The organism is Chelativorans composti (assembly GCF_039541695.1).
Lineage (GTDB): Bacteria > Pseudomonadota > Alphaproteobacteria > Rhizobiales > Rhizobiaceae > Chelativorans > Chelativorans composti.
Genome location: NZ_BAABGS010000017.1, coordinates 38,585 through 55,447, shown reverse-complemented (window position 1 = coordinate 55,447; position 16,863 = coordinate 38,585). Strand labels below are relative to the sequence as shown.

The following is a 16,863-nucleotide window of genomic DNA, read 5'->3' as shown; positions in this document are numbered from 1 at the left end:
CCGGATATAGTAAGTATGAATTTACTTATCACCGGATGATCCGATGCGCGAGATTGAATTTAAATACGTTCCAGTTGGCGAGCTGAGGAAGAACCCCTGGAACACCAACAAGGTTTCGCCCGACAACGAAGAAAAGATCCGCGAAAGCCTCAAGCGGCACAGCATGTTCAAGCCGATCATCGTGCGCCAGGTAAAGGGTGTCCCTGGCTACGAGATCATCGGCGGCGAGCACCGCTGGGAGCAGGCCATCGAGCTGGGACTCAAGACGGTTCCGGTTGCCAACCTCGGATATATCGACGACAAGCAGGCAAAGGAAATTGGCGTTATCGACAACGCCCGCTATGGCGTGGACGACGCGTTGGCCTTCAGCGAGCTTCTGCGTGAACTGGGCGACGTGGAAGACCTTCAAACATTCCTCCCTTACGGTAGCGCCGATCTCGACGCGATCTTCAACGCTTCATCTATAGCGTTGGACGACCTGGAAATTGACGAAAGCTTCATGCGGGAAGAGGAGCCGGAAGAGGAGGAGGTTCCCGAACCGGTTCAGAAGGCGCCCAAGACCCACACCGTAATGCGCTTCAAGGTGTCGCTGGGTGATGCCGAACGCCTGACCGCCCTCATTGCCAAGACACAGAAGGATCACGGCTTCACGACCGCAGATGATCTTACGAACGCTGGCGATGCGCTGATCCATCTGCTCAGTCCTTACCTGCATTCCGGCGCGGCCACTGTCTATACGGCGGGGCTCGAAGCTCTGGACGATGTTCTGAACAACACGGATGACGAGTGATGAACAATCCTACGATTGAACTCTGGGATGTCGAAAAACTCATCCCCTATGAGGCAAATGCCAAGAAGCACTCTCCTCAGCAGGTTGCGGATCTGGCGAACCTGATCAAGAAGGCCGGATGGACGCAGCCGATCGTCGTGGACAAGGACGGCGTGATCATTGCTGGTCACGGCCGGCGCCTGGCCGCGCTAAAGCTCAAGGAAGAAGGCAGGCTGCCAAAGGGACTTGTTCCCGTCATCGTCCGACGTGATCTCTCCAAGGCCGAGGCCGACGCACTGCGTCTGGCTGACAATCGCGTCACCTCGACCGACTACGACCAGGCGCTCATCCAGGAGGAGCTTCAGAGACTGGCGCAGGAGCTTACCGGTGATCTCCAGATCATCGACCTCGGCTTCGACGAGAAGGAGCTTGATTTCACCCTGTCCGATCTGGGCGAGATCGACGACAGCTATTTCGTGGACGACGTGGCCGAAGCCGTCGAGCAGCAGAAGCGCGAGAATGAAAAGGCCATCGAGGCGACCGACGACATTGCGGCCCCGATTGGCGATGCGCTTGGCTTCAAGCGCGTGACAATCGCCCAGAGCCGGCAGATCCGCGAGCTTATGAGCGCTGCGGAGTCCAGAACTGGCAAGAAGGGGGTCGATCTCCTGATCGCCGCACTTTCCGCTGTCTGAATCGGTAAGTAAGAGTTTACTTAATGGGTAACGTCATATCGCTCACGTCCGGCCGGCCGATCGAGGTCGAGATTGAGGAGCAGAAACAGCTTGATCAGGAGTTCATCGACAGCCAGCTCGAGGTTCTGGACAAGCTGCGGGACCAGATCGCGACCGGGCGTTTTGCCGAGCTGATCGTAATTTCGCGCGATACGGAGTCCGGCCTGTTCGTTCATGACCTTGTTTTCAAGTCCGAGACATCCCGGTCCACCGACATCTTTGCCTGGGCCGGCATTCTGAACGCACTCACGCTTGAGATGACCGATCTGTCGATGATGGCGCCGACCATCACCTCCGACGGCACGGTCGTCGATCCTCATCAGGAAATGGAAAACGGAGAAGAGTGGTGACGGTCTACACCATCGACAGACGTTTCAAGACATCCGTCGAGCGCACGCCGCGCGTCCTTGAGGTGGCCGAGAGCTTCGGCCTTGGCCTCTCGGACAAGGAGTTCGTCATCTACGACAACCTCGATGTCGAGATCCGGCAGGGTGATGTGGTCTACATCACCGGGCAGTCCGGTTCCGGCAAGTCCCTGCTTCTGCGCGATCTAAAGGAGCAGATGACGAGGAGCGGCCTGCGCGTCGCTGACCTCAACGAGATCGAACTTGATGGCCGCCCGGTCATCGAGCAGGTCGGCAAGAACATGCAGGAGGCAACACACTACCTGGCGCTCGCCGGCATTTCCGACGCCTGGATCTACATCCGCAAGCCGTCCGAACTGTCCGACGGCCAGCGTTACCGTCTGAAGCTGGCGAAGGTTATCGAGCAGGATGCGGATGTCTGGGTGGCTGACGAGTTCGGCGCCGTGCTCGACCGCGTGACGGCAAAGGCTGTCGCATTCAATCTTCAGAAGACCTCCCGGCGCATGGGCAAGACGCTCATGGTGGCGACCACCCACACCGATCTCGTCGAGGAGCTTGGGCCGTCCCTGACCATCACCAAGCGCTTCAAGGAGCGCGTAGAACTGGAGCACGCCGCATGACCTTTTCGGGACACACCCTTGTCGTCCACACCCCCGATTTCAACCGCAGCCTGTTCGATGAGACCTGTTTCGACAGAGTGACATTCGTCGTCGAGAAGTCCCTCTCCCACGTCGGCCGCGGGTTCGACCGGATCGTCTTAGCTGGCTACACCCGGGACAGGATGCCGTCGGAAAAGCTCTTCGCAAGCATCATTGCCTGTGTCGCCAGGTCTGACAGTCCGGTCCTCTATACCATCGACGGCCGCACCTTCACCGAGACGCCCGTTGCGTCCGCCAGCCATCCGCTCATGCAGTTCTTCGGATACGGGCATCTGCCGGAGCACCTTCAGGTGGTGTCGAGGCCGTTCTGCGAACTGGCGCTTCACATCGTCACGACGCTTCCCCGTAACAGCGAGAGCACGACGGCTCTGCGCAAGCTTCTTGAGGCAAAGGACTGCGCCGTCCGCGCGGTGCTCTACAGGGAGGAGTGATGCTCGAAACCGCCTATTCCATCGCCTACGCACTGTCGGTGCCGCTCAACGCGGTGAGCGGCGGCAGGGCGGGGGAGACCTTCTCCTATCGCTGCGCCAAGGCCAGACGCGCCGGCAGGAGCTGGGGCTGCATCTTCTGCGTCCTGTTCGAAATCTTCGACCGGGATCACTGCGAGAAAACGATCCGCCGCTGGGAGCGCTTCGAGCGTTTCAAGCAGAGCGAGCTTGCGCGAAAGGATGCGTCAGAAAACGACAGGGAAGCTCGAGGGCTGCGACCGTGATGTTTCTTGATACAGAGACTATCATTGAGCGAAACGACAACCCTGAGCCCGTTTTCTCGCTCGCCCGGGACATGTGGGTGGAGCGAGGAACCAAGGCTGACTGGGATCTGCTGCACGATCTGCACTACAAGGCGGAGAAGCTGCCTATCGGGCCGCGGTTCTGGCGGCTGGAGCTCTATGGCGAAACCATCGGCGTGCTGGTCACGGGTGCGCCGAAGGGCATGCTGCGCGAGCGCCACATCGTCTTTCCGAACCTGAAGCCTGGCGCCGGCGAGACGAAGCTCACCAACACCAACCGCTACAACTACATCAACGCCAACTTCCGGGTGATCTCGCGCTTCGTGATCGACACCATGTATCGCGGCATCGGCGCGGGCTACCGGATGATGAACCTTGTCTCACGCATGGAAGGCAACACCTTCATGGAGATCCAGAGCTCCATGTCGAAGTTCAACGTCTTCGGACAGAAGGCCGGCTTCCGGTTCGTCAAGCCGATGAACGCGAACAAATACGAGCAGGTCATGAGGTTCTTCCGCTCGCACTTCAACGCGAGCCCACAGGACTTTGAGGCGATCGTGGCGGAGGTCGAGGCCAAGTCTCCGGAAGAGCAGCAGCGCATCCGGGATCTCTGCGTGGACTTCTACATGCGGAACTCCGCGCTCGAGAACACCTCAAACGGCGGTGCCGCAATGGAGCGCCGGGCAGCTCAGATGACACTGCGGGACGCCATCAAAGGAATCCAGCAGATAGGTCTGGCAAGTCCGATGTATGGCATTTGGAAGTGTCCTGATCCGAAGGGCACGGTGCCTGATCGTCTGCCTCTGCTTGCTTTCGACAATCAGGGTCCAAACGAAAGGTTGAAGCTGTGAAGCCGCGCAGAACCGAAAAGCAGCGCGAGATCATGGGAATCATTCTGCGTGAGGTAGGGCAGGGGCGTTTCCTGTCCATCAAGGAGCTGCACGAGATGATTTCCTACAGCGCCAGCTACGGCGCCATCCGGATCAGTGTTCGGTGGCTTGAACGTCAGGGAATGCTGGAGCGCCGGCAGGTGGGCCGGAACACTATCCTTGTGCCTACAAAGAGAGGATACGACTGGTTTCGCCCGGCGCAGTGAATTGAGGATCTTCCCCGATCCTTCGTTTCTAATATATTATGTAAATACTTACTTATATATGTATAATAATAATAATTAGAAACGAAGGAACGGGGAAAGGAGGCTGCTCCGGAGTTCTTGGACCGCTCCGGTTGTAAGTAAACGGTTACTGATGATGGAAGACAAAGCAACAGGCTCCGGCCGACGCATGACCGATGCCGAGCTGGCAGAGGCCAAGGAGCTCTACGAGCTTGGCAAGGCCAATCTGGTCGAGCTGTCGGAAAAATACGGGATCTCGCGCCAGGCGTTGTCGCGTCGGCTGAAGGATGTCGGTGCGGTCAAGAACTCGCGCGTGGGCGAGGTGGCCGCGGCGACCGCTGCTGCCGCAAAGGCCGCTGCTGTTGCTGCCGCTGAGCGCTTTGCCGATCGTCGGGCTGACTGGATCGAGGAGACGCGGATTGATGGCGTCAACTCGCTGAAGCAGATCCGGCTGCTCACGCGAAAGGTCGTTCTGGACGCGATGAAGGCCGGTCGCCCTGTTGCAACCGCCGAGGACGACCTGAAGGCGCTTCAGCGCTTCAACAAGATCATCTGCGACAACCTTCAGAGCGCCCTTTCCATTCTTCGTGCCGACGAGATGGTGGATCAGGACTCGCTGCCGACCCTGCGCATTGAGGATCTCACCGACGAGGACATTCTCCAGCACCACAAGAACACGGGTGCGCTGCCCGAGGATGCGACGGTGGCGGACATGCTGGCCGAGAATATCGACCTGGAGGACATCACCAATGGAGATTGATGCCCTTCAGGCGGCGCCGGCGAACACGTCGCTCAAGCTGCACCGCTACCAGAAGATCGTCGTCAACGACAAGCACCGCTTCCGCGTCGTCGTGGCCGGCCGCCGCTGGGGCAAGACGCAGGTGGCGAAGATCTCGATCATTCGCGCCGCAGCGTCCAAGTGCAATCAGCTCGTCTGGTATGTGGCACCCACCTATCTTCAGGCGCGCGACATCATGTGGGATGACCTCAAGATGTCGATTCCGCGTGCATGGATCGCCGCGATCAACGAGCAGCGCATGACCATCCGGCTCATCAATGGCTCGCGCATTGCGCTGAAGGGTGCCGACAAGCCGGACTCGTTGCGCGGCGTGGGTCTGCACTTCCTGGTGATCGACGAGGCCCAGGACGTGAAGAAGGAAGCCTGGGAGATGATCCTTCAGCCGACGTTGGCGACGACAAACGGCCGGGCGCTGTTCATCGGCACACCGAAGGCATTCAACTGGCTCTACGACATCTACATGCTCGGCCAGCGCGGCGACATCATCAGGGATGAGCGCGGCAGGATGGTTCCGAATGAGTGGATGAGCTGGCAGTTCCCGACGATCACCTCGCCGTTCATTCCCCGGCGCGAGATCGAGGCCCGCCGCCGCGACATGGATCCTCGCACGTTTAAGCAGGAGTTCGAGGCTTGTCACCTTCCGGAAACGGAAGTTCTCATGTTCGACGGACGGCGGGAGCAGATCCAGAACGTCAAGGCCGGGGATTTCGTGGCTCATCTGAGTGATGAGGGAAAAATCGTGCCTGCCGAGGTTATAAAGATCGGAGTGACTGGCGAGAAGACGATTTGCGATGTGACGCTTGAAACGGGCGAGACTGTTTCGGCAAGCGCCCATCATAAGTTCAAGGTTTATCGAGATGCAGCCTAATACCGTGTTCCTGGTCAATTCCGAGTATCTGGAGTTTACGCCGACCAAGAAAGAACTGCTGACGGCGGACGAACGTCTCGCGGCGCTTCTGGGCTACCTCACCGGCGACGGAACGATCACCTCAAAATCTCAAAGTTATACCAAGAAGAACGGCTCCGTGAGCCGGTATGACTGTATGGGTGGCGCCTTCTACTCCTCCGTGAAGGAGGATCTGGAGAAGATCCGGGCGGACCTGTTTGAGCTGGGCATCATTACGGCTGCGTCAGTGAGGTCCAAGAAGGGAAAGACGCCGGGGTATCAGCTTCAGATCAGTCAGTCCGCCTGCGAATGGTTCGTGCGAGCCGGTCATCCTGTTGGATCCAAGACGGCACAGAGCTTCCGCGTGCCTGACTGGATCATGTCGGCTGACGCCGGCGTGAAGCGTGCTTATGTCGCCGCACTGTTTGGCGCAGAGGGCACGACTCCGGTGAAGGACAGGTCCAGCAAGTCGCATTTCCCGAAACTGCCGTGCCTGAACATGTGCAAAAGGAGTGGTGTCGAGGGAGAGCTTTTCTTTCTCGACCTTCAGAAGATCCTTGCCGATCTTGGAGTGGCAGCTTCGGTCAATGTGACCGGGGGCGAATACAAGACCTACTGGCTTCGCATTCTCAGCGGCCCGGAAAATCTGATCCGCTTCTTCGAGGACGTCGGCTATCACTACTGTGACAGGAAGAGCGAACTGGCATGGTTGTGGGCGAAGTATCTGCGTGCCTATCAGACAGAGGCGAAGCGTCGTGTCGAGACTGTGACCGAGTTGGCCGCAAAGAAGGTCAGATACAAGGATATTGCCGCAGAGCTCGGCATGACGGAAAGCGCTGTGAAGGACATGCTTCATCGGCTGCGTCACGGGCAGGAGGGTGGAACCTGCGGACATGGCTTCCCTCATTTTGACGAATGGATTGCCGAGCGATGGAATGAGAAGCGCAAGGTCTTGCGTCTCTTCGTTCACGGCAAGTCGCTGCGGCCGCAACCGCAGACCGTCTGGAACATGCTCGTTGACAGTCACGACCACAGCTACGTCCTGGCGTCCGGCGCGAACAATTTCAATTCCTTCGAAACAATGTCGGGCCGCGTCTACTACCCGTTTGATCGCGACGAGCATGTAGGCGATTATCCGTTCGATCCGAGGGCGCCGATCTACATCGGCATGGACTTCAACATCGACCCGATGTCGGCCGTCATCATCCAGGAGAAGGAGAATGGCGAAATCTGGGTCGTTGACGAAAAGGTGCTCTACGGCTCGAATGCCCAGGAAATGGCCGACGAGCTGGCGCGCTGCTACTACCGCTATTTCAACCAGATCTCGATCTATCCGGACCCGGCCGGCAACAACCGCAACCACGATCGTGGCGAGTCCTCGATTGAGATCCTGCGCGAGGCCGGTTTCAAGAACATCTACTTCAAGCGCAAGCACCCGCTGGTTCAGGATCGCGTGAACGCCGTCAATCGTCTGCTGATGACGGCAGAGGGCGACATTCGTCTGCGCGTTGACCGCAAGTGCCGCAAGCTGATCGACTCCCTTGAGCAGACCATCTACAAGGAAGGTTCGCGCGAGGTGGACAAGTCGCTCGGCGTCGAGCACGTCACAGATGCTCTCGGCTATTACGCGGACTTTCGGCATCCGATACGCAAGATGCGCATTCTGGGTGTGTCGATTTAGCTTGAAAGTAGGTAAGTATTTACTTACAATCAGGCTCCACGCACGGATTTGGACATGGCCGTCAAGACCGAAGACAAGCTGAGAGATTTCTACGACAGGCGTCACCCTGCCTACAACGAGTTGGTGGGGCATTGGCGTTTTCTGGAAGAGACCTATCGCGGCGGCCGGCGCTGGTTCGAGCAGAACATTCACCGCTATCACAAGGAAGGTGACAGCGAGTATGCCGCGCGCCTGAGGCGTGCATATCGCTTCAACCACACGAAGGAAGTGGTTGAGCTGCTCCAGAAGTATCTGTTCAAGGGTGATGTTCAGCGCAATATCGAGGAAGCGCCGGACGTCGTGAAGGAGTTCTGGAAGCGCGCCACGCTCACCGGACTCGACATTCATCAGTTCATGCGCCAGGTGTCCGCGGGCACCTCGATCACCGGCCGCGTTGCAATCGTGGTCGATAACAACTTCCGCGCGCCGGTGAATGAAGATGGCAAGGTGCGCCCGGTCTCGGTGGCCGAGGCCAGCAAGCAGAGCTATCGCATTTACGCCTACATGGTGTCGGCCAAGGACATCCTGGACTATGCCTGGGATGATGACGGCGACGGCGAGCTGCTTTGGATCAAGCTGCGCGAAGTGGTGCGAGACGACAAGGATCCGCACAACTGCTCGGGCGAACTCTCCGAGCGCGTCCGACTGTGGACTCGTGACGGCTGGGAGCTCTATGAGGAGGTCGAGGCAGAGGGCTACCACTATCGTGGTGGCCGGCGCTACCGTAACCGTCGCGTCGAGCTTGTTGAATCGGGCGAGCACAATCTGGGCTTCGTTCCTGTCAAGCTGGTCGATCACACGATCAGCGAGGATCCGTATCGGGTGCCGGGCCTCATTGATGACGTGGCCTATCTCGACTGCGCGGTTGCAAACTATCTGTCGAACCTGGATGCCATCATCCAGGATCAGACCTTCTCGCAGCTTGCCATTCCGGCCCAGGCCATCCAGTCGGGCGACGACATGTTCCAGAAGGTGCTCGAGATGGGCACCAAGCGCGTGTTCGTCTACGACGGCGGTGCCGGTTCGACGGCCAAGCCCGAATACCTGTCGCCGGACCCGAAGCAGGCCGGCGTGATCATCGACGTGATCAACAAGATCATCAACGAGATTTACCACACGATCGGCCTTGCTGGTGAGCGCACCAAGCAGGACAACGCTGTTGGTATCGACAATTCGTCTGGCGTGGCGAAGGCATACGACTTCGAGCGGGTCAATTCGCTGCTCCTCTCGAAGGCGCAGATCTGCCAGGCGGCTGAAAACTGGATCGTTCGGGCCGTCCTTGCCTGGGCAAAGGAAGAGGCTCCGGAATACGATCTGGTGACGTATCCGTCCACGTTCGACATCGCAAGCCTGAACGACGAGCTTATTACCGCCGAGGCACTGGCGAAGATCGACGCTCCGGCAGAGGTGCGGCGTGAACAGATGCGGACCATCGTGGACAAGATCTTCCCGCAGTTGAAGGAAGATCTTCGTGCCAAGCTGCTCGACGACATCGACGACTGGCTGGAAGGCTCGGACATGCCGGTCGCCCCGACGTCCGTCAGCAGTTCGGATGACAAGCCCGTGGCGGCGCCCAACCGTCAGGGCGAAGTGACCAGAACCACCTATAGCAACAACGCAGCGAAAACAACCAGGGCCGCCATCAGCCGGGCCACCAGGCGGACCTGAAAGTAACCGGGCCGAGATACTGGCCCAAACGCGAGAGATCGCAACCAGGAAGCCCGAGGAAAGGGGCAAAGGAGTAGTCGAATGACGATTGAAAAGAACACCGGTTCTGACGTGCGCCAGGGCGCTTATGCCTATCATGCACTTGGAGCCTCCGGTCTTGCAGGTCTGGCGATGCCGCGGATTGCATTTGCACCGGAAACTGGCGAAGGGCAGGGCGGTGATGTCGCCGATGCCGCTGACGCCAACGATGCGCAGAAGAAGGCAGGCACCACCGTCGAGACGGAAGGACAGACTCGCAACGAGCCTGAGAATACCGAGAAGGACGCTGATGCTGCCGGCGATGAGAACGCCGACGATCCGGCCGCACTCAAGGCCGAGAAGGCTGCCCTGCTGCGCGAGGTGATGGAAAAGAAGAACAAGCTGCGTGAGGCTGAGAAGAAGGCCGCCGAAGCGCTGGAGCAGCTCAAGCAGTTTGAAGGAATTGATCCCGACAAGGTGCGGGAACTGCTGCGCAGGGAAGCAGAGGCCGAGCGCCAGGCCGCCGAGGCCAAGGGTGACTTCGAGCGCGTGAAGGCCATGATGGTCGAGGAGCACGAGCGCGAGAAGAAGGCCCTTCAGGAACGCATTGCCCAGCTTGAGGCCGAGACCGGTTCCTTCCGTTCGACGATCAATGAACTCACCATTGGCAACAGTTTTGCCACCTCGAGCTACATCAGGGACTCTCTGACGCTGACCCCGACCAAGGCGCGCGCCCTCTATGCCTCGCATTTCGAGTTGCAGGATGGCCGTGTGGTAGGCTACGACAAGCCGGCCGGCGCGAAGGATCGGACTATGCTCGTGGGCGCCGATGGCAATCCTCTGTCCTTCGATGCCGCGATGAAGAAGATCATCGAGGCTGACCCGGACAAGGATACGCTGATCAAGGCAAAGGTGACGCCGGGCTCCGGTTCGACCCATTCCGGTCAGCAGCCGACCAAGACCACGAAGCCTTCGATTGGTTTCGGCGTCGATCGCATCCGGGCCTCTTTCGAGAAGATTTAAGCCACAAACAAGAAAAGTAAGTCTTCACTTACTTTTTCCTTGCCAACGGCCCCATTGATGGATTATGTAAGTAAGCGACTACTTACATAGTCCACGATGGGCTGTGCCTTAACGCAAGGAGAGTTTTGAACAATGCCGCTTCTGATGACCGAAGCCGCAAAGCTGGCAGAGGATGACCGCCAGCGCGGCATTATCGAGGAGCTCCTCGATAAGGATGAATTCTTCGCCCTTGTGCCGTTCGTGAAGGCCAAGGACGATGTGTTCAGCTATACCCGCGAGAAGTCGCTGCCGAACGCTGGCTGGATCGACCCCTACGATGACATCGAGGAAAGCACGGGCGAGGTCGAGAATGTTTCGACCAGGCTCAAGATCCTTGCGGGCCAGTTCGACATCGCCAACTTCATTTCCGAAGTGAAGTCGGAAATGTATGACCAGATCGCTGTTCAGGCGAAGTTCAAGATCAAGGCCGTCGGTCGCGATTTCAAGAACTGCCTGATCAACGGCGATGAGTCCGTGAACCCGAAGACCTTCGATGGTCTGAAGAAGCTCACGGTTCCGGAGCAGACGATTTCCGCCGGCGCAAACGGTAACGCCCTGTCCTTCGCAATGCTCGATGAGCTGAAGGATGCCGTGCCGCTTGGCGCTGACTTCCTGATGATGCGCTCCGAGATGTGGCGCGTGATCCGTGAACTTGCCCGCCTCCAGGGTGGCAACACGGCCGAGCACATCATGGTTGAGAACTTCGGGATGCCGATGCGCTTCTACGATGGTATGCCGGTCATCATCAACGACTACATCAGCAAGGATGAGATCCAGGGCTCCAGCGACAAGACGACCTCCATCTATGCGGTGCGTGCGAACGAGGTTGACGGCTTCCATGGACTCTGGGCTGGTGATGCCGCCGGTATCCGTCTGGAGGAGGTTGGCCTGAACTTCAACAAGGACTCCACTCGCTGGCGTGTGAAGTGGTATTGCGGCGCCGCCCTGCGCGCGACCCATGCTGTTGCCCGCCTGAAGGGTGTTCTTGTTCCTTGATTGTAAGTCAGAACTTACATACAATGGGCGGGGACTTCCCCGCCCTTTTTCTTTAAGGAGAACGAAATGCCTCGCCTCAAACTTACCCGACCCGGCTTCGAGAACTACACCGGGTATCTTCTTGGTGTGCAGTTCGTGAATGGCGTGAGCGTAGGAATCAGCCAGCACGACATCGACATCATTGCTGCCTCTCAGGGCGGCGTCCTGATCGACGATGAAGACAACGAGATCGGTGGCGCATCGCCGGTTCTGCGTTGGACGCACGAGCACAAGCCCGATCATCCTGGTGCGCCGTTCGTCGGCGTTCCCCCGTATGAGTCCGAAGAGACCGGAGACGAAGAGGCCGGAGACGAAGAGGCCGGAGACGAAGAGACCAGCGAGTAGCCAATCAGAGCCCGGAGTTCATTCGGGCACTTCCTCTTAATCAGCAAGCATCAGGTTCAACATGGATTTGAAGAAGCTCAGGGTTGCATCGCCGCATATGCGCAACTACACCGGCGTCCTCGGCGCGGTGAAGTTCGTCAATGGCGAGTCCGTGGAGTGGCTGCCGCGGCACGTTCGTGACCGTATGGCCGCCGCAATGCCTTTCGACGAGATCGACGAGAACGGCGTGGTCATGCCTGCTGGTTCCGTGCATCGCATGATCCGCGAAGCGGCATCCCGGGCCGAGAACATCAACCCCACCCGTCCGCGCCAGACCGAGGCCGAGAAGATTGCCGAGCTGGAACGCGCCAAGCTCGATGCCCAGAAGATCCCGGAACTGGAGACGCGCGAGAGCCTCGAGGCCATTGCCGACAGGGAAGGCATCACCGGTGTGCGCCGGGTGGCTGCCCGCTGGGGTGTGAAGCACCGGTCGATCGCCGTTCTCATCGAAATGATCCTTGAGGCGCAGGAGGCCTATCTCGCCAAGCGAAAGCTGTCGCTCGAGAAGGTTCGTGCAGAGCAGCAGAAAAGCCTCGAGAAGATCGCGTTGGCCGCGGCTGCTGCGGAGCCCGCGAATGAAGGGCCGGCTGATGAATCTGGCAAGACCCCGGATCCTGTCAGCCAGACAATCACGGAAGCCGCTGCTACCGGAGACCTGGCCGTGGCCGTGTCCACCGAGAAGGCACCGGAGTAGGCCATGAAGTTCTACCCCGCAGACAGCATTGTCGAGGTTGAGGTTGCATTCAGCGACCTCAACGGCCAGCCTATTACGCCGACATCCGTGTCGGCCGTGCTGTTTGATGGCGAAGATAACGAGATCGAGAATTTCGGCTCGATTCCCTTCGACCCTGCGGCCGGCTCTGTCACGGTTGTTGTCCCGCGGATCTACAATGAACTGGATAGCAACGAGACGCGCGCGGTGCGTGTTCTGCGGGTGTCCATCGGCACGGTTGGCGGTGAGATCATTCGATCTCTGCCCTATGCACTTGAGGCCGAACAGCGCCTTGAGATCATGGTCAACACGTTCCAGACCTATGAAACGGCCCAGGTCGCCATGAAGGACATGGTGAACATGTCCGGCTGGACGGCGGCCAACGACGATCAGCGGCGCGCCGCGCTCGTCGAGGCTTTCCGGCGCATAACCATGATGCCGTTAAAGTATGGTGTTCGCGACACCCACGACAAGCTGAACTTCCGCGAGGAGCACTACATCACCCGCGAAGATTGGATCGGCATGTCGGCCGAGGATTTCAAGAAGCTCCCGGACCACTTCCGCCAGGCGCTTCGTCGGGCCCAGTTGATCGAAGCCAACGAGCTGCTTCAGGGTGATGCTGTTGCCCGCAAGCGCCGGGCCGGCATAGTTTCCGAAACTATCGGTGAAAGCTCGATGACCATCCGGGCCGATCGCGTCGATTACGGCCTCAATCCGCAGACGATGGCAGCCCTGGCGGGTTACATTCACTTCAACATGCGCATCACCCGGGCATGATCTCGAACATTCTGTCTGAACGTGCGGAAGCCGCGGCCGCTCGATATGAGCGGCTGCTGGCGTCCTATCAGGTGCTTTATTCTCGCGCACTGTCCGGCGGCGTCTTCGAGTATGTCGGCCGCATTGCAGAGACGGTAGCCGAAGCTGAACGCAAGGCCCGGATCTTTCTTGAGGAGGAGAAGGACTGGATTGCGAAGGATCTTTACGAAATCGCTTCAGAAGCTCAGGGGCGCGTGCAGCGCAAGCTGACGCAAAAAGATACTGAAGAACTTACGGACGCAGCCCTTGAGCATTTGAAGCTGACCCAGAGCTTTCTGACTGATGAGCTTGTCGCGCAGTTGCAGCGAGACATTGCGACCCTGCGACGCGAGCTTCAGAAGGCAACGCTCGACGTGCGCATGATGGCCCGGGCGAATGGTATTTCCGAGAGCGAGGCCGCGTGGCGCTATCGCATGGATCATGACGACCTGGTGCTGTTTCATTTTCTCGACCGCCGGTCGCGCAAGATGCCCTCGCGCAGCTTCATTCGCACAATCTGGCGCATGTCGCTGCTGTCTGCCTACAACGAGACGGTTCTCTTCACTCTCGTGGATCACGGCATCGACCGTGCCGGCGTCGTGCGCTTTGAGGATGGTGTTGAGAAGCAGGTCGATGTGATCAGCCTGTCCGGCGATGCTCCCGGCTACGCGGCCGTGCGTGACACTTACTTCCACCCGAACGCAAACGCCTATCTGGATTTGGAGGCCGTCGATGTTTGAACCCAATCAGGTCGGCAAGCTCTACAAGCTTATCGGCCGTGACGTTTTCGCTCGTTCGACCTATGCCGAGCCGATCGACTGTCCGTTTGGGGCGGTCAACATGGATGTTGGCGCGCGCAAGACTTCCGTTCGCGCCGACAGTTCTGCATCGCGCGGTTCGGCAGACGAGCACGCCGCAGAGCGCGCCAAGATCCTGATCGCGCCTTTCATCGACGTGCAGGTCGGCGACAAGTTCGAGTGCGAGGAGGGTGTCTTCGTCATCCAGACCAAGCACGTCCGGCGCTCCATCATGGGCAACATCGACCACTTTGAATGTGATCTCGAGGTAATCCCGGCATGAAGGCAAACATGAAGGTCTCGGGGTTTCCGAAGGTCAAGGCAGCACTGCGAAACATTGCAGATCGCGTTCCGAAAAACGCGGCGCGCACCATGCGCCGGTCAGCCGAGATCATTCTTGAGGAGGCAAAACTCAACACCCCGCGCGACTGGGGCTCGCTCGAAGAGGCGATCAAGATGAGGGAAGGGCGCGGACCGCGCGGCCGACTCGAGATCGACATCTACGTTGACGGCGCCCAGCCGGTCCTTGGCCGCTACAGCCTGGTCACGGTCGATCAGTATGCGTGGATCATTCACGAGAACTACGACCACCTGGTTGAAAGCAAGACGTGGAAACCGGGCAAAGAGACCGTGAAGAAGATGCTTCAGAACCCTGGCAGGCACATCGGCTCGTTCTTTCTTACGCGCGCCGTCGATGAGGAGCGGCCGCGGCTGATGAAAAAGATGATCCAGGCGGTCGCCGGCGTTATTCAGGAAGAGGGAATGGCATGATTTTCGACGTGATTGAAAGGAAGCTGGCCGACAGCGGCATCGTGGTGCCGGGCGTGAGCCTTTTCCGCGGCTTCTTGCCGGCCGAAACCAAGATTGGCGTGCTGACAAGGGCGCCGCTCACCGGCATCCCGGTCGATCCGTATATTCCGGGGCGTTATCGCGCGAACATTCAGATCATCACCCGGCACGTCGATCCGGTCGAGGGCGATCATCTGGCGAATGAGGTGGCGAAGATCCTGATGGTCGAGGCGCCGGAGCGGCACGAGTTTCCTGAAAAGAACATGACCGGCAGCGTCTCCCTGTTCTATCCGAAGACGTTACCGGTGCAGTTTCCGCGGCTTGAAGGCAACGGTCTGGAGTTTTCCCAGCACTTCGATGCCGTCTGGACGATGAGCGAGTTTCAGTAGCTGTAGCGCTTGCTGTTATATTTCGAGACGGCCCTGTAGAGGGTGTCGAGGCTTTCCTCGATGACCTGGCGGGTTGCCTCTCTGCTGAGATCGCTCTCGCAGCGTCTTAGGCCCCAGACCAGATCACCGAAATGCTCGGCATCATCAAGGGCCTTCAGGACATCCACCGGATCGACGCCAGTGATTTCGGCCATCTTGTTCTGAATCTTGAGGCGAATGTAGAGGGGGTCTCGCGTGTTTCCGCAGACCTTTTCCTTGCCGTAGAAGTGCCCGTAATCGGTGACGGCCTTGCTGAGGGCACGATTGACCGGCTCAAAATCCTCGTCGGCCATTGCGGGGTTTGCCGCCAGAAGGAGTGCGGCGGCAAGAAGTCTAAGCATTCACGTCTCCTCTTTTCGTTCGTGTCTCTGCTTCGTCTTCTATCAGCGTAACAAAGGAAAAGTCGAGTGTTCGGAAGGGACTAGTCAATTCCTTGTTTACTCTTGATGCCCAATCGGTTATGGTCAGTAAGCACTTACTTACCCCACGGCCATTTTAAGGAGATCTCACTAATGGCATCGTCCGCAGATAATGTGAAGTTGGGGGTCTGTAACGTCCTCTTCGACGGTGTTGACCTTGGCTACACCAAGGGCGGCGTCGAGGTGGAGGTGCAGACGACCACCCACGAAGTTACCGTTGACCAGCACGGTTCCACGCCGCTGGCTGAACTTATCACTGGTCGCACCGTGACGGCAAATGTTCCGCTCGCCGAGACGACCCTGGAAAACCTGGTTGCCATCATGCCCGGCGCCCGGCTCATCACCGACGGCGTTCGCGCTACCGGCTCGGTCACGCTGAACAGCAATCCGTCGATCGGCGATAGCGTCACGTTTGCGGGCTTCACCTTTGAGTTCGCCGACACTCCTGTTGGAGCCTACGACGTGAAGATCGGCGCCGACAAGAATGCAACCGCCGCGGCCCTCGCCGAGAAGATCAACGCAGCTCCGGTTCCCTACACCGCAGCGGCCAACAACGCCGTTGTGACGATCACGGCGAAGAACTACGGCGCCGCGGGCAACGGCGAAATCACGCTCGACTTCGCGACTCCGGCCAACGCCACCAAGACGAACCTGGCCGGTGGCGTCGATCCGACTTCTGCGCGCGTCGATGTGTCCGACGGCATCAACATGAACCTGCTGTCGGTCGCCAAGACCCTGATCCTGCGCCCGCGCGGCACGAATGGCGAGGATGACTTCATCATCTATCGCGCTGCCTGCCCGGGCGCCCTGAACTTCGCCTACCAGACGGACGCAGAGCGCGTCTATCAGGCGAACTTCAAGGGTTATGTCCGCGAGGACGGCGTTCTGTTCTCCGTCGGCGACGTGAATGCGTAAGCTCTCTGACAGCATCTGAGGAACCTGGCCGGCGTCTGCTGAAGGCGCCGGCTGCCCATTTTCAA

At 58.9% G+C, this 16,863-nt stretch carries 23 protein-coding genes; 22 read left to right on the top strand and 1 reads right to left on the bottom strand.

Going from position 1 to position 16,863, the window contains the following annotated elements:
* The first annotated feature begins 43 nt into the window (after nt 1–43).
* The 21 genes from ABD906_RS05275 to ABD906_RS05175 all read left to right on the top strand — a co-directional run bounded on the left by ABD906_RS05275 (nt 44) and on the right by ABD906_RS05175 (nt 15,425).
* Nucleotides 44–790, top strand: a complete 747-nt coding sequence (locus ABD906_RS05275; RefSeq protein ID WP_345098543.1) for a ParB/RepB/Spo0J family partition protein — start codon at nt 44–46, stop codon at nt 788–790.
* A complete protein-coding gene (locus ABD906_RS05270; protein ID WP_345098542.1) occupies nt 790–1,464 on the top strand; it encodes a ParB/Srx family N-terminal domain-containing protein in 675 nt (224 codons plus the stop codon). Before ABD906_RS05275 ends, ABD906_RS05270 begins: the two co-directional genes overlap by 1 nt.
* A gap of 23 nt (nt 1,465–1,487) precedes the next feature.
* Entirely contained in the window at nt 1,488–1,853 is a 366-nt protein-coding gene (locus tag ABD906_RS05265; protein WP_345098541.1) for a hypothetical protein, read from the top strand.
* On the top strand, nt 1,850–2,488 hold the full coding sequence (locus ABD906_RS05260; protein ID WP_345098540.1) for an ATP-binding cassette domain-containing protein: 639 nt from the start codon (nt 1,850–1,852) through the stop codon (nt 2,486–2,488). Before ABD906_RS05265 ends, ABD906_RS05260 begins: the two co-directional genes overlap by 4 nt.
* A complete protein-coding gene (locus tag ABD906_RS05255) occupies nt 2,485–2,958 on the top strand; it encodes a hypothetical protein (protein ID WP_345098539.1) in 474 nt (157 codons plus the stop codon). The genes ABD906_RS05260 and ABD906_RS05255 overlap by 4 nt, the downstream gene beginning before the upstream one ends.
* Nucleotides 2,958–3,239: a hypothetical protein gene (locus ABD906_RS05250; RefSeq protein ID WP_345098538.1), complete on the top strand. Its 282-nt coding sequence runs from the start codon at nt 2,958–2,960 to the stop codon at nt 3,237–3,239. Before ABD906_RS05255 ends, ABD906_RS05250 begins: the two co-directional genes overlap by 1 nt.
* Nucleotides 3,239–4,108: a hypothetical protein gene (locus tag ABD906_RS05245; RefSeq protein ID WP_345098537.1), complete on the top strand. Its 870-nt coding sequence runs from the start codon at nt 3,239–3,241 to the stop codon at nt 4,106–4,108. Before ABD906_RS05250 ends, ABD906_RS05245 begins: the two co-directional genes overlap by 1 nt.
* Complete coding sequence (locus tag ABD906_RS05240; protein WP_345098536.1) at nt 4,105–4,353, top strand: hypothetical protein; 249 nt, start codon at nt 4,105–4,107, stop codon at nt 4,351–4,353. The genes ABD906_RS05245 and ABD906_RS05240 overlap by 4 nt, the downstream gene beginning before the upstream one ends.
* A gap of 151 nt (nt 4,354–4,504) precedes the next feature.
* A complete protein-coding gene (locus ABD906_RS05235) occupies nt 4,505–5,131 on the top strand; it encodes a hypothetical protein (protein WP_345098534.1) in 627 nt (208 codons plus the stop codon).
* The gene (locus tag ABD906_RS05230; RefSeq protein WP_345098533.1) at nt 5,121–6,038 is read left to right on the top strand and encodes a phage terminase large subunit; all 918 of its coding nucleotides are present in this window, start codon (nt 5,121–5,123) and stop codon (nt 6,036–6,038) included. Before ABD906_RS05235 ends, ABD906_RS05230 begins: the two co-directional genes overlap by 11 nt.
* The gene (locus ABD906_RS05225) at nt 6,028–7,737 is read left to right on the top strand and encodes an LAGLIDADG family homing endonuclease (RefSeq protein ID WP_345098532.1); all 1,710 of its coding nucleotides are present in this window, start codon (nt 6,028–6,030) and stop codon (nt 7,735–7,737) included. Before ABD906_RS05230 ends, ABD906_RS05225 begins: the two co-directional genes overlap by 11 nt.
* Nucleotides 7,738–7,791: 54 nt before the next feature.
* Nucleotides 7,792–9,444 (top strand): hypothetical protein, encoded by a 1,653-nt coding sequence (locus ABD906_RS05220; protein WP_345098531.1) that lies wholly within the window; start codon nt 7,792–7,794, stop codon nt 9,442–9,444.
* 81 nt (nt 9,445–9,525) lie between these two features.
* On the top strand, nt 9,526–10,485 hold the full coding sequence (locus ABD906_RS05215; protein ID WP_345098530.1) for a DUF6651 domain-containing protein: 960 nt from the start codon (nt 9,526–9,528) through the stop codon (nt 10,483–10,485).
* Between the two features lie 132 nt (nt 10,486–10,617).
* Nucleotides 10,618–11,520: a major capsid protein gene (locus tag ABD906_RS05210; RefSeq protein ID WP_345098529.1), complete on the top strand. Its 903-nt coding sequence runs from the start codon at nt 10,618–10,620 to the stop codon at nt 11,518–11,520.
* A 66-nt stretch (nt 11,521–11,586) separates the two neighbouring features.
* Nucleotides 11,587–11,904: a hypothetical protein gene (locus ABD906_RS05205; protein WP_345098528.1), complete on the top strand. Its 318-nt coding sequence runs from the start codon at nt 11,587–11,589 to the stop codon at nt 11,902–11,904.
* Nucleotides 11,905–11,965: 61 nt separating this feature from the next.
* Complete coding sequence (locus ABD906_RS05200) at nt 11,966–12,637, top strand: hypothetical protein (RefSeq protein WP_345098526.1); 672 nt, start codon at nt 11,966–11,968, stop codon at nt 12,635–12,637.
* A gap of 3 nt (nt 12,638–12,640) precedes the next feature.
* On the top strand, nt 12,641–13,432 hold the full coding sequence (locus ABD906_RS05195) for a hypothetical protein (RefSeq protein WP_345098525.1): 792 nt from the start codon (nt 12,641–12,643) through the stop codon (nt 13,430–13,432).
* On the top strand, nt 13,429–14,190 hold the full coding sequence (locus tag ABD906_RS05190) for a hypothetical protein (protein ID WP_345098524.1): 762 nt from the start codon (nt 13,429–13,431) through the stop codon (nt 14,188–14,190). The genes ABD906_RS05195 and ABD906_RS05190 overlap by 4 nt, the downstream gene beginning before the upstream one ends.
* On the top strand, nt 14,183–14,530 hold the full coding sequence (locus ABD906_RS05185; RefSeq protein WP_345098523.1) for a hypothetical protein: 348 nt from the start codon (nt 14,183–14,185) through the stop codon (nt 14,528–14,530). Before ABD906_RS05190 ends, ABD906_RS05185 begins: the two co-directional genes overlap by 8 nt.
* Nucleotides 14,527–15,018: an HK97 gp10 family phage protein gene (locus ABD906_RS05180; protein ID WP_345098522.1), complete on the top strand. Its 492-nt coding sequence runs from the start codon at nt 14,527–14,529 to the stop codon at nt 15,016–15,018. Before ABD906_RS05185 ends, ABD906_RS05180 begins: the two co-directional genes overlap by 4 nt.
* Complete coding sequence (locus ABD906_RS05175; protein WP_345098521.1) at nt 15,015–15,425, top strand: minor capsid protein; 411 nt, start codon at nt 15,015–15,017, stop codon at nt 15,423–15,425. The genes ABD906_RS05180 and ABD906_RS05175 overlap by 4 nt, the downstream gene beginning before the upstream one ends.
* Here the strand turns inward: ABD906_RS05175 and ABD906_RS05170 are convergent.
* Entirely contained in the window at nt 15,419–15,805 is a 387-nt protein-coding gene (locus ABD906_RS05170; RefSeq protein WP_345098520.1) for a hypothetical protein, read from the bottom strand. The genes ABD906_RS05175 and ABD906_RS05170 overlap by 7 nt on opposite strands.
* A 171-nt stretch (nt 15,806–15,976) precedes the next feature.
* Between ABD906_RS05170 and ABD906_RS05165 the strand changes: the two genes are divergently transcribed.
* Entirely contained in the window at nt 15,977–16,798 is an 822-nt protein-coding gene (locus ABD906_RS05165) for a hypothetical protein (protein WP_345098518.1), read from the top strand.
* The last annotated feature ends 65 nt before the right edge of the window (nt 16,799–16,863 follow it).

What these genes read in the sequence shown, in the direction of transcription:
- ABD906_RS05275 (WP_345098543.1), top strand. Translation starts at nt 44, where the DNA reads ATGCGCGAGATTGAATTTAAATACGTTCCAGTTGGCGAGCTGAGGAAG.
- ABD906_RS05270 (WP_345098542.1), top strand. Translation starts at nt 790, where the DNA reads ATGAACAATCCTACGATTGAACTCTGGGATGTCGAAAAACTCATCCCC.
- ABD906_RS05265 (WP_345098541.1), top strand. Translation starts at nt 1,488, where the DNA reads ATGGGTAACGTCATATCGCTCACGTCCGGCCGGCCGATCGAGGTCGAG.
- ABD906_RS05255 (WP_345098539.1), top strand. Translation starts at nt 2,485, where the DNA reads ATGACCTTTTCGGGACACACCCTTGTCGTCCACACCCCCGATTTCAAC.
- ABD906_RS05250 (WP_345098538.1), top strand. Translation starts at nt 2,958, where the DNA reads ATGCTCGAAACCGCCTATTCCATCGCCTACGCACTGTCGGTGCCGCTC.
- ABD906_RS05245 (WP_345098537.1), top strand. Translation starts at nt 3,239, where the DNA reads ATGTTTCTTGATACAGAGACTATCATTGAGCGAAACGACAACCCTGAG.
- ABD906_RS05235 (WP_345098534.1), top strand. Translation starts at nt 4,505, where the DNA reads ATGATGGAAGACAAAGCAACAGGCTCCGGCCGACGCATGACCGATGCC.
- ABD906_RS05230 (WP_345098533.1), top strand. Translation starts at nt 5,121, where the DNA reads ATGGAGATTGATGCCCTTCAGGCGGCGCCGGCGAACACGTCGCTCAAG.
- ABD906_RS05225 (WP_345098532.1), top strand. Translation starts at nt 6,028, where the DNA reads ATGCAGCCTAATACCGTGTTCCTGGTCAATTCCGAGTATCTGGAGTTT.
- ABD906_RS05220 (WP_345098531.1), top strand. Translation starts at nt 7,792, where the DNA reads ATGGCCGTCAAGACCGAAGACAAGCTGAGAGATTTCTACGACAGGCGT.
- ABD906_RS05215 (WP_345098530.1), top strand. Translation starts at nt 9,526, where the DNA reads ATGACGATTGAAAAGAACACCGGTTCTGACGTGCGCCAGGGCGCTTAT.
- ABD906_RS05210 (WP_345098529.1), top strand. Translation starts at nt 10,618, where the DNA reads ATGCCGCTTCTGATGACCGAAGCCGCAAAGCTGGCAGAGGATGACCGC.
- ABD906_RS05205 (WP_345098528.1), top strand. Translation starts at nt 11,587, where the DNA reads ATGCCTCGCCTCAAACTTACCCGACCCGGCTTCGAGAACTACACCGGG.
- ABD906_RS05200 (WP_345098526.1), top strand. Translation starts at nt 11,966, where the DNA reads ATGGATTTGAAGAAGCTCAGGGTTGCATCGCCGCATATGCGCAACTAC.
- ABD906_RS05195 (WP_345098525.1), top strand. Translation starts at nt 12,641, where the DNA reads ATGAAGTTCTACCCCGCAGACAGCATTGTCGAGGTTGAGGTTGCATTC.
- ABD906_RS05190 (WP_345098524.1), top strand. Translation starts at nt 13,429, where the DNA reads ATGATCTCGAACATTCTGTCTGAACGTGCGGAAGCCGCGGCCGCTCGA.
- ABD906_RS05185 (WP_345098523.1), top strand. Translation starts at nt 14,183, where the DNA reads ATGTTTGAACCCAATCAGGTCGGCAAGCTCTACAAGCTTATCGGCCGT.
- ABD906_RS05180 (WP_345098522.1), top strand. Translation starts at nt 14,527, where the DNA reads ATGAAGGCAAACATGAAGGTCTCGGGGTTTCCGAAGGTCAAGGCAGCA.
- ABD906_RS05175 (WP_345098521.1), top strand. Translation starts at nt 15,015, where the DNA reads ATGATTTTCGACGTGATTGAAAGGAAGCTGGCCGACAGCGGCATCGTG.
- ABD906_RS05170 (WP_345098520.1), bottom strand. Translation starts at nt 15,805, where the DNA reads ATGCTTAGACTTCTTGCCGCCGCACTCCTTCTGGCGGCAAACCCCGCA.
- ABD906_RS05165 (WP_345098518.1), top strand. Translation starts at nt 15,977, where the DNA reads ATGGCATCGTCCGCAGATAATGTGAAGTTGGGGGTCTGTAACGTCCTC.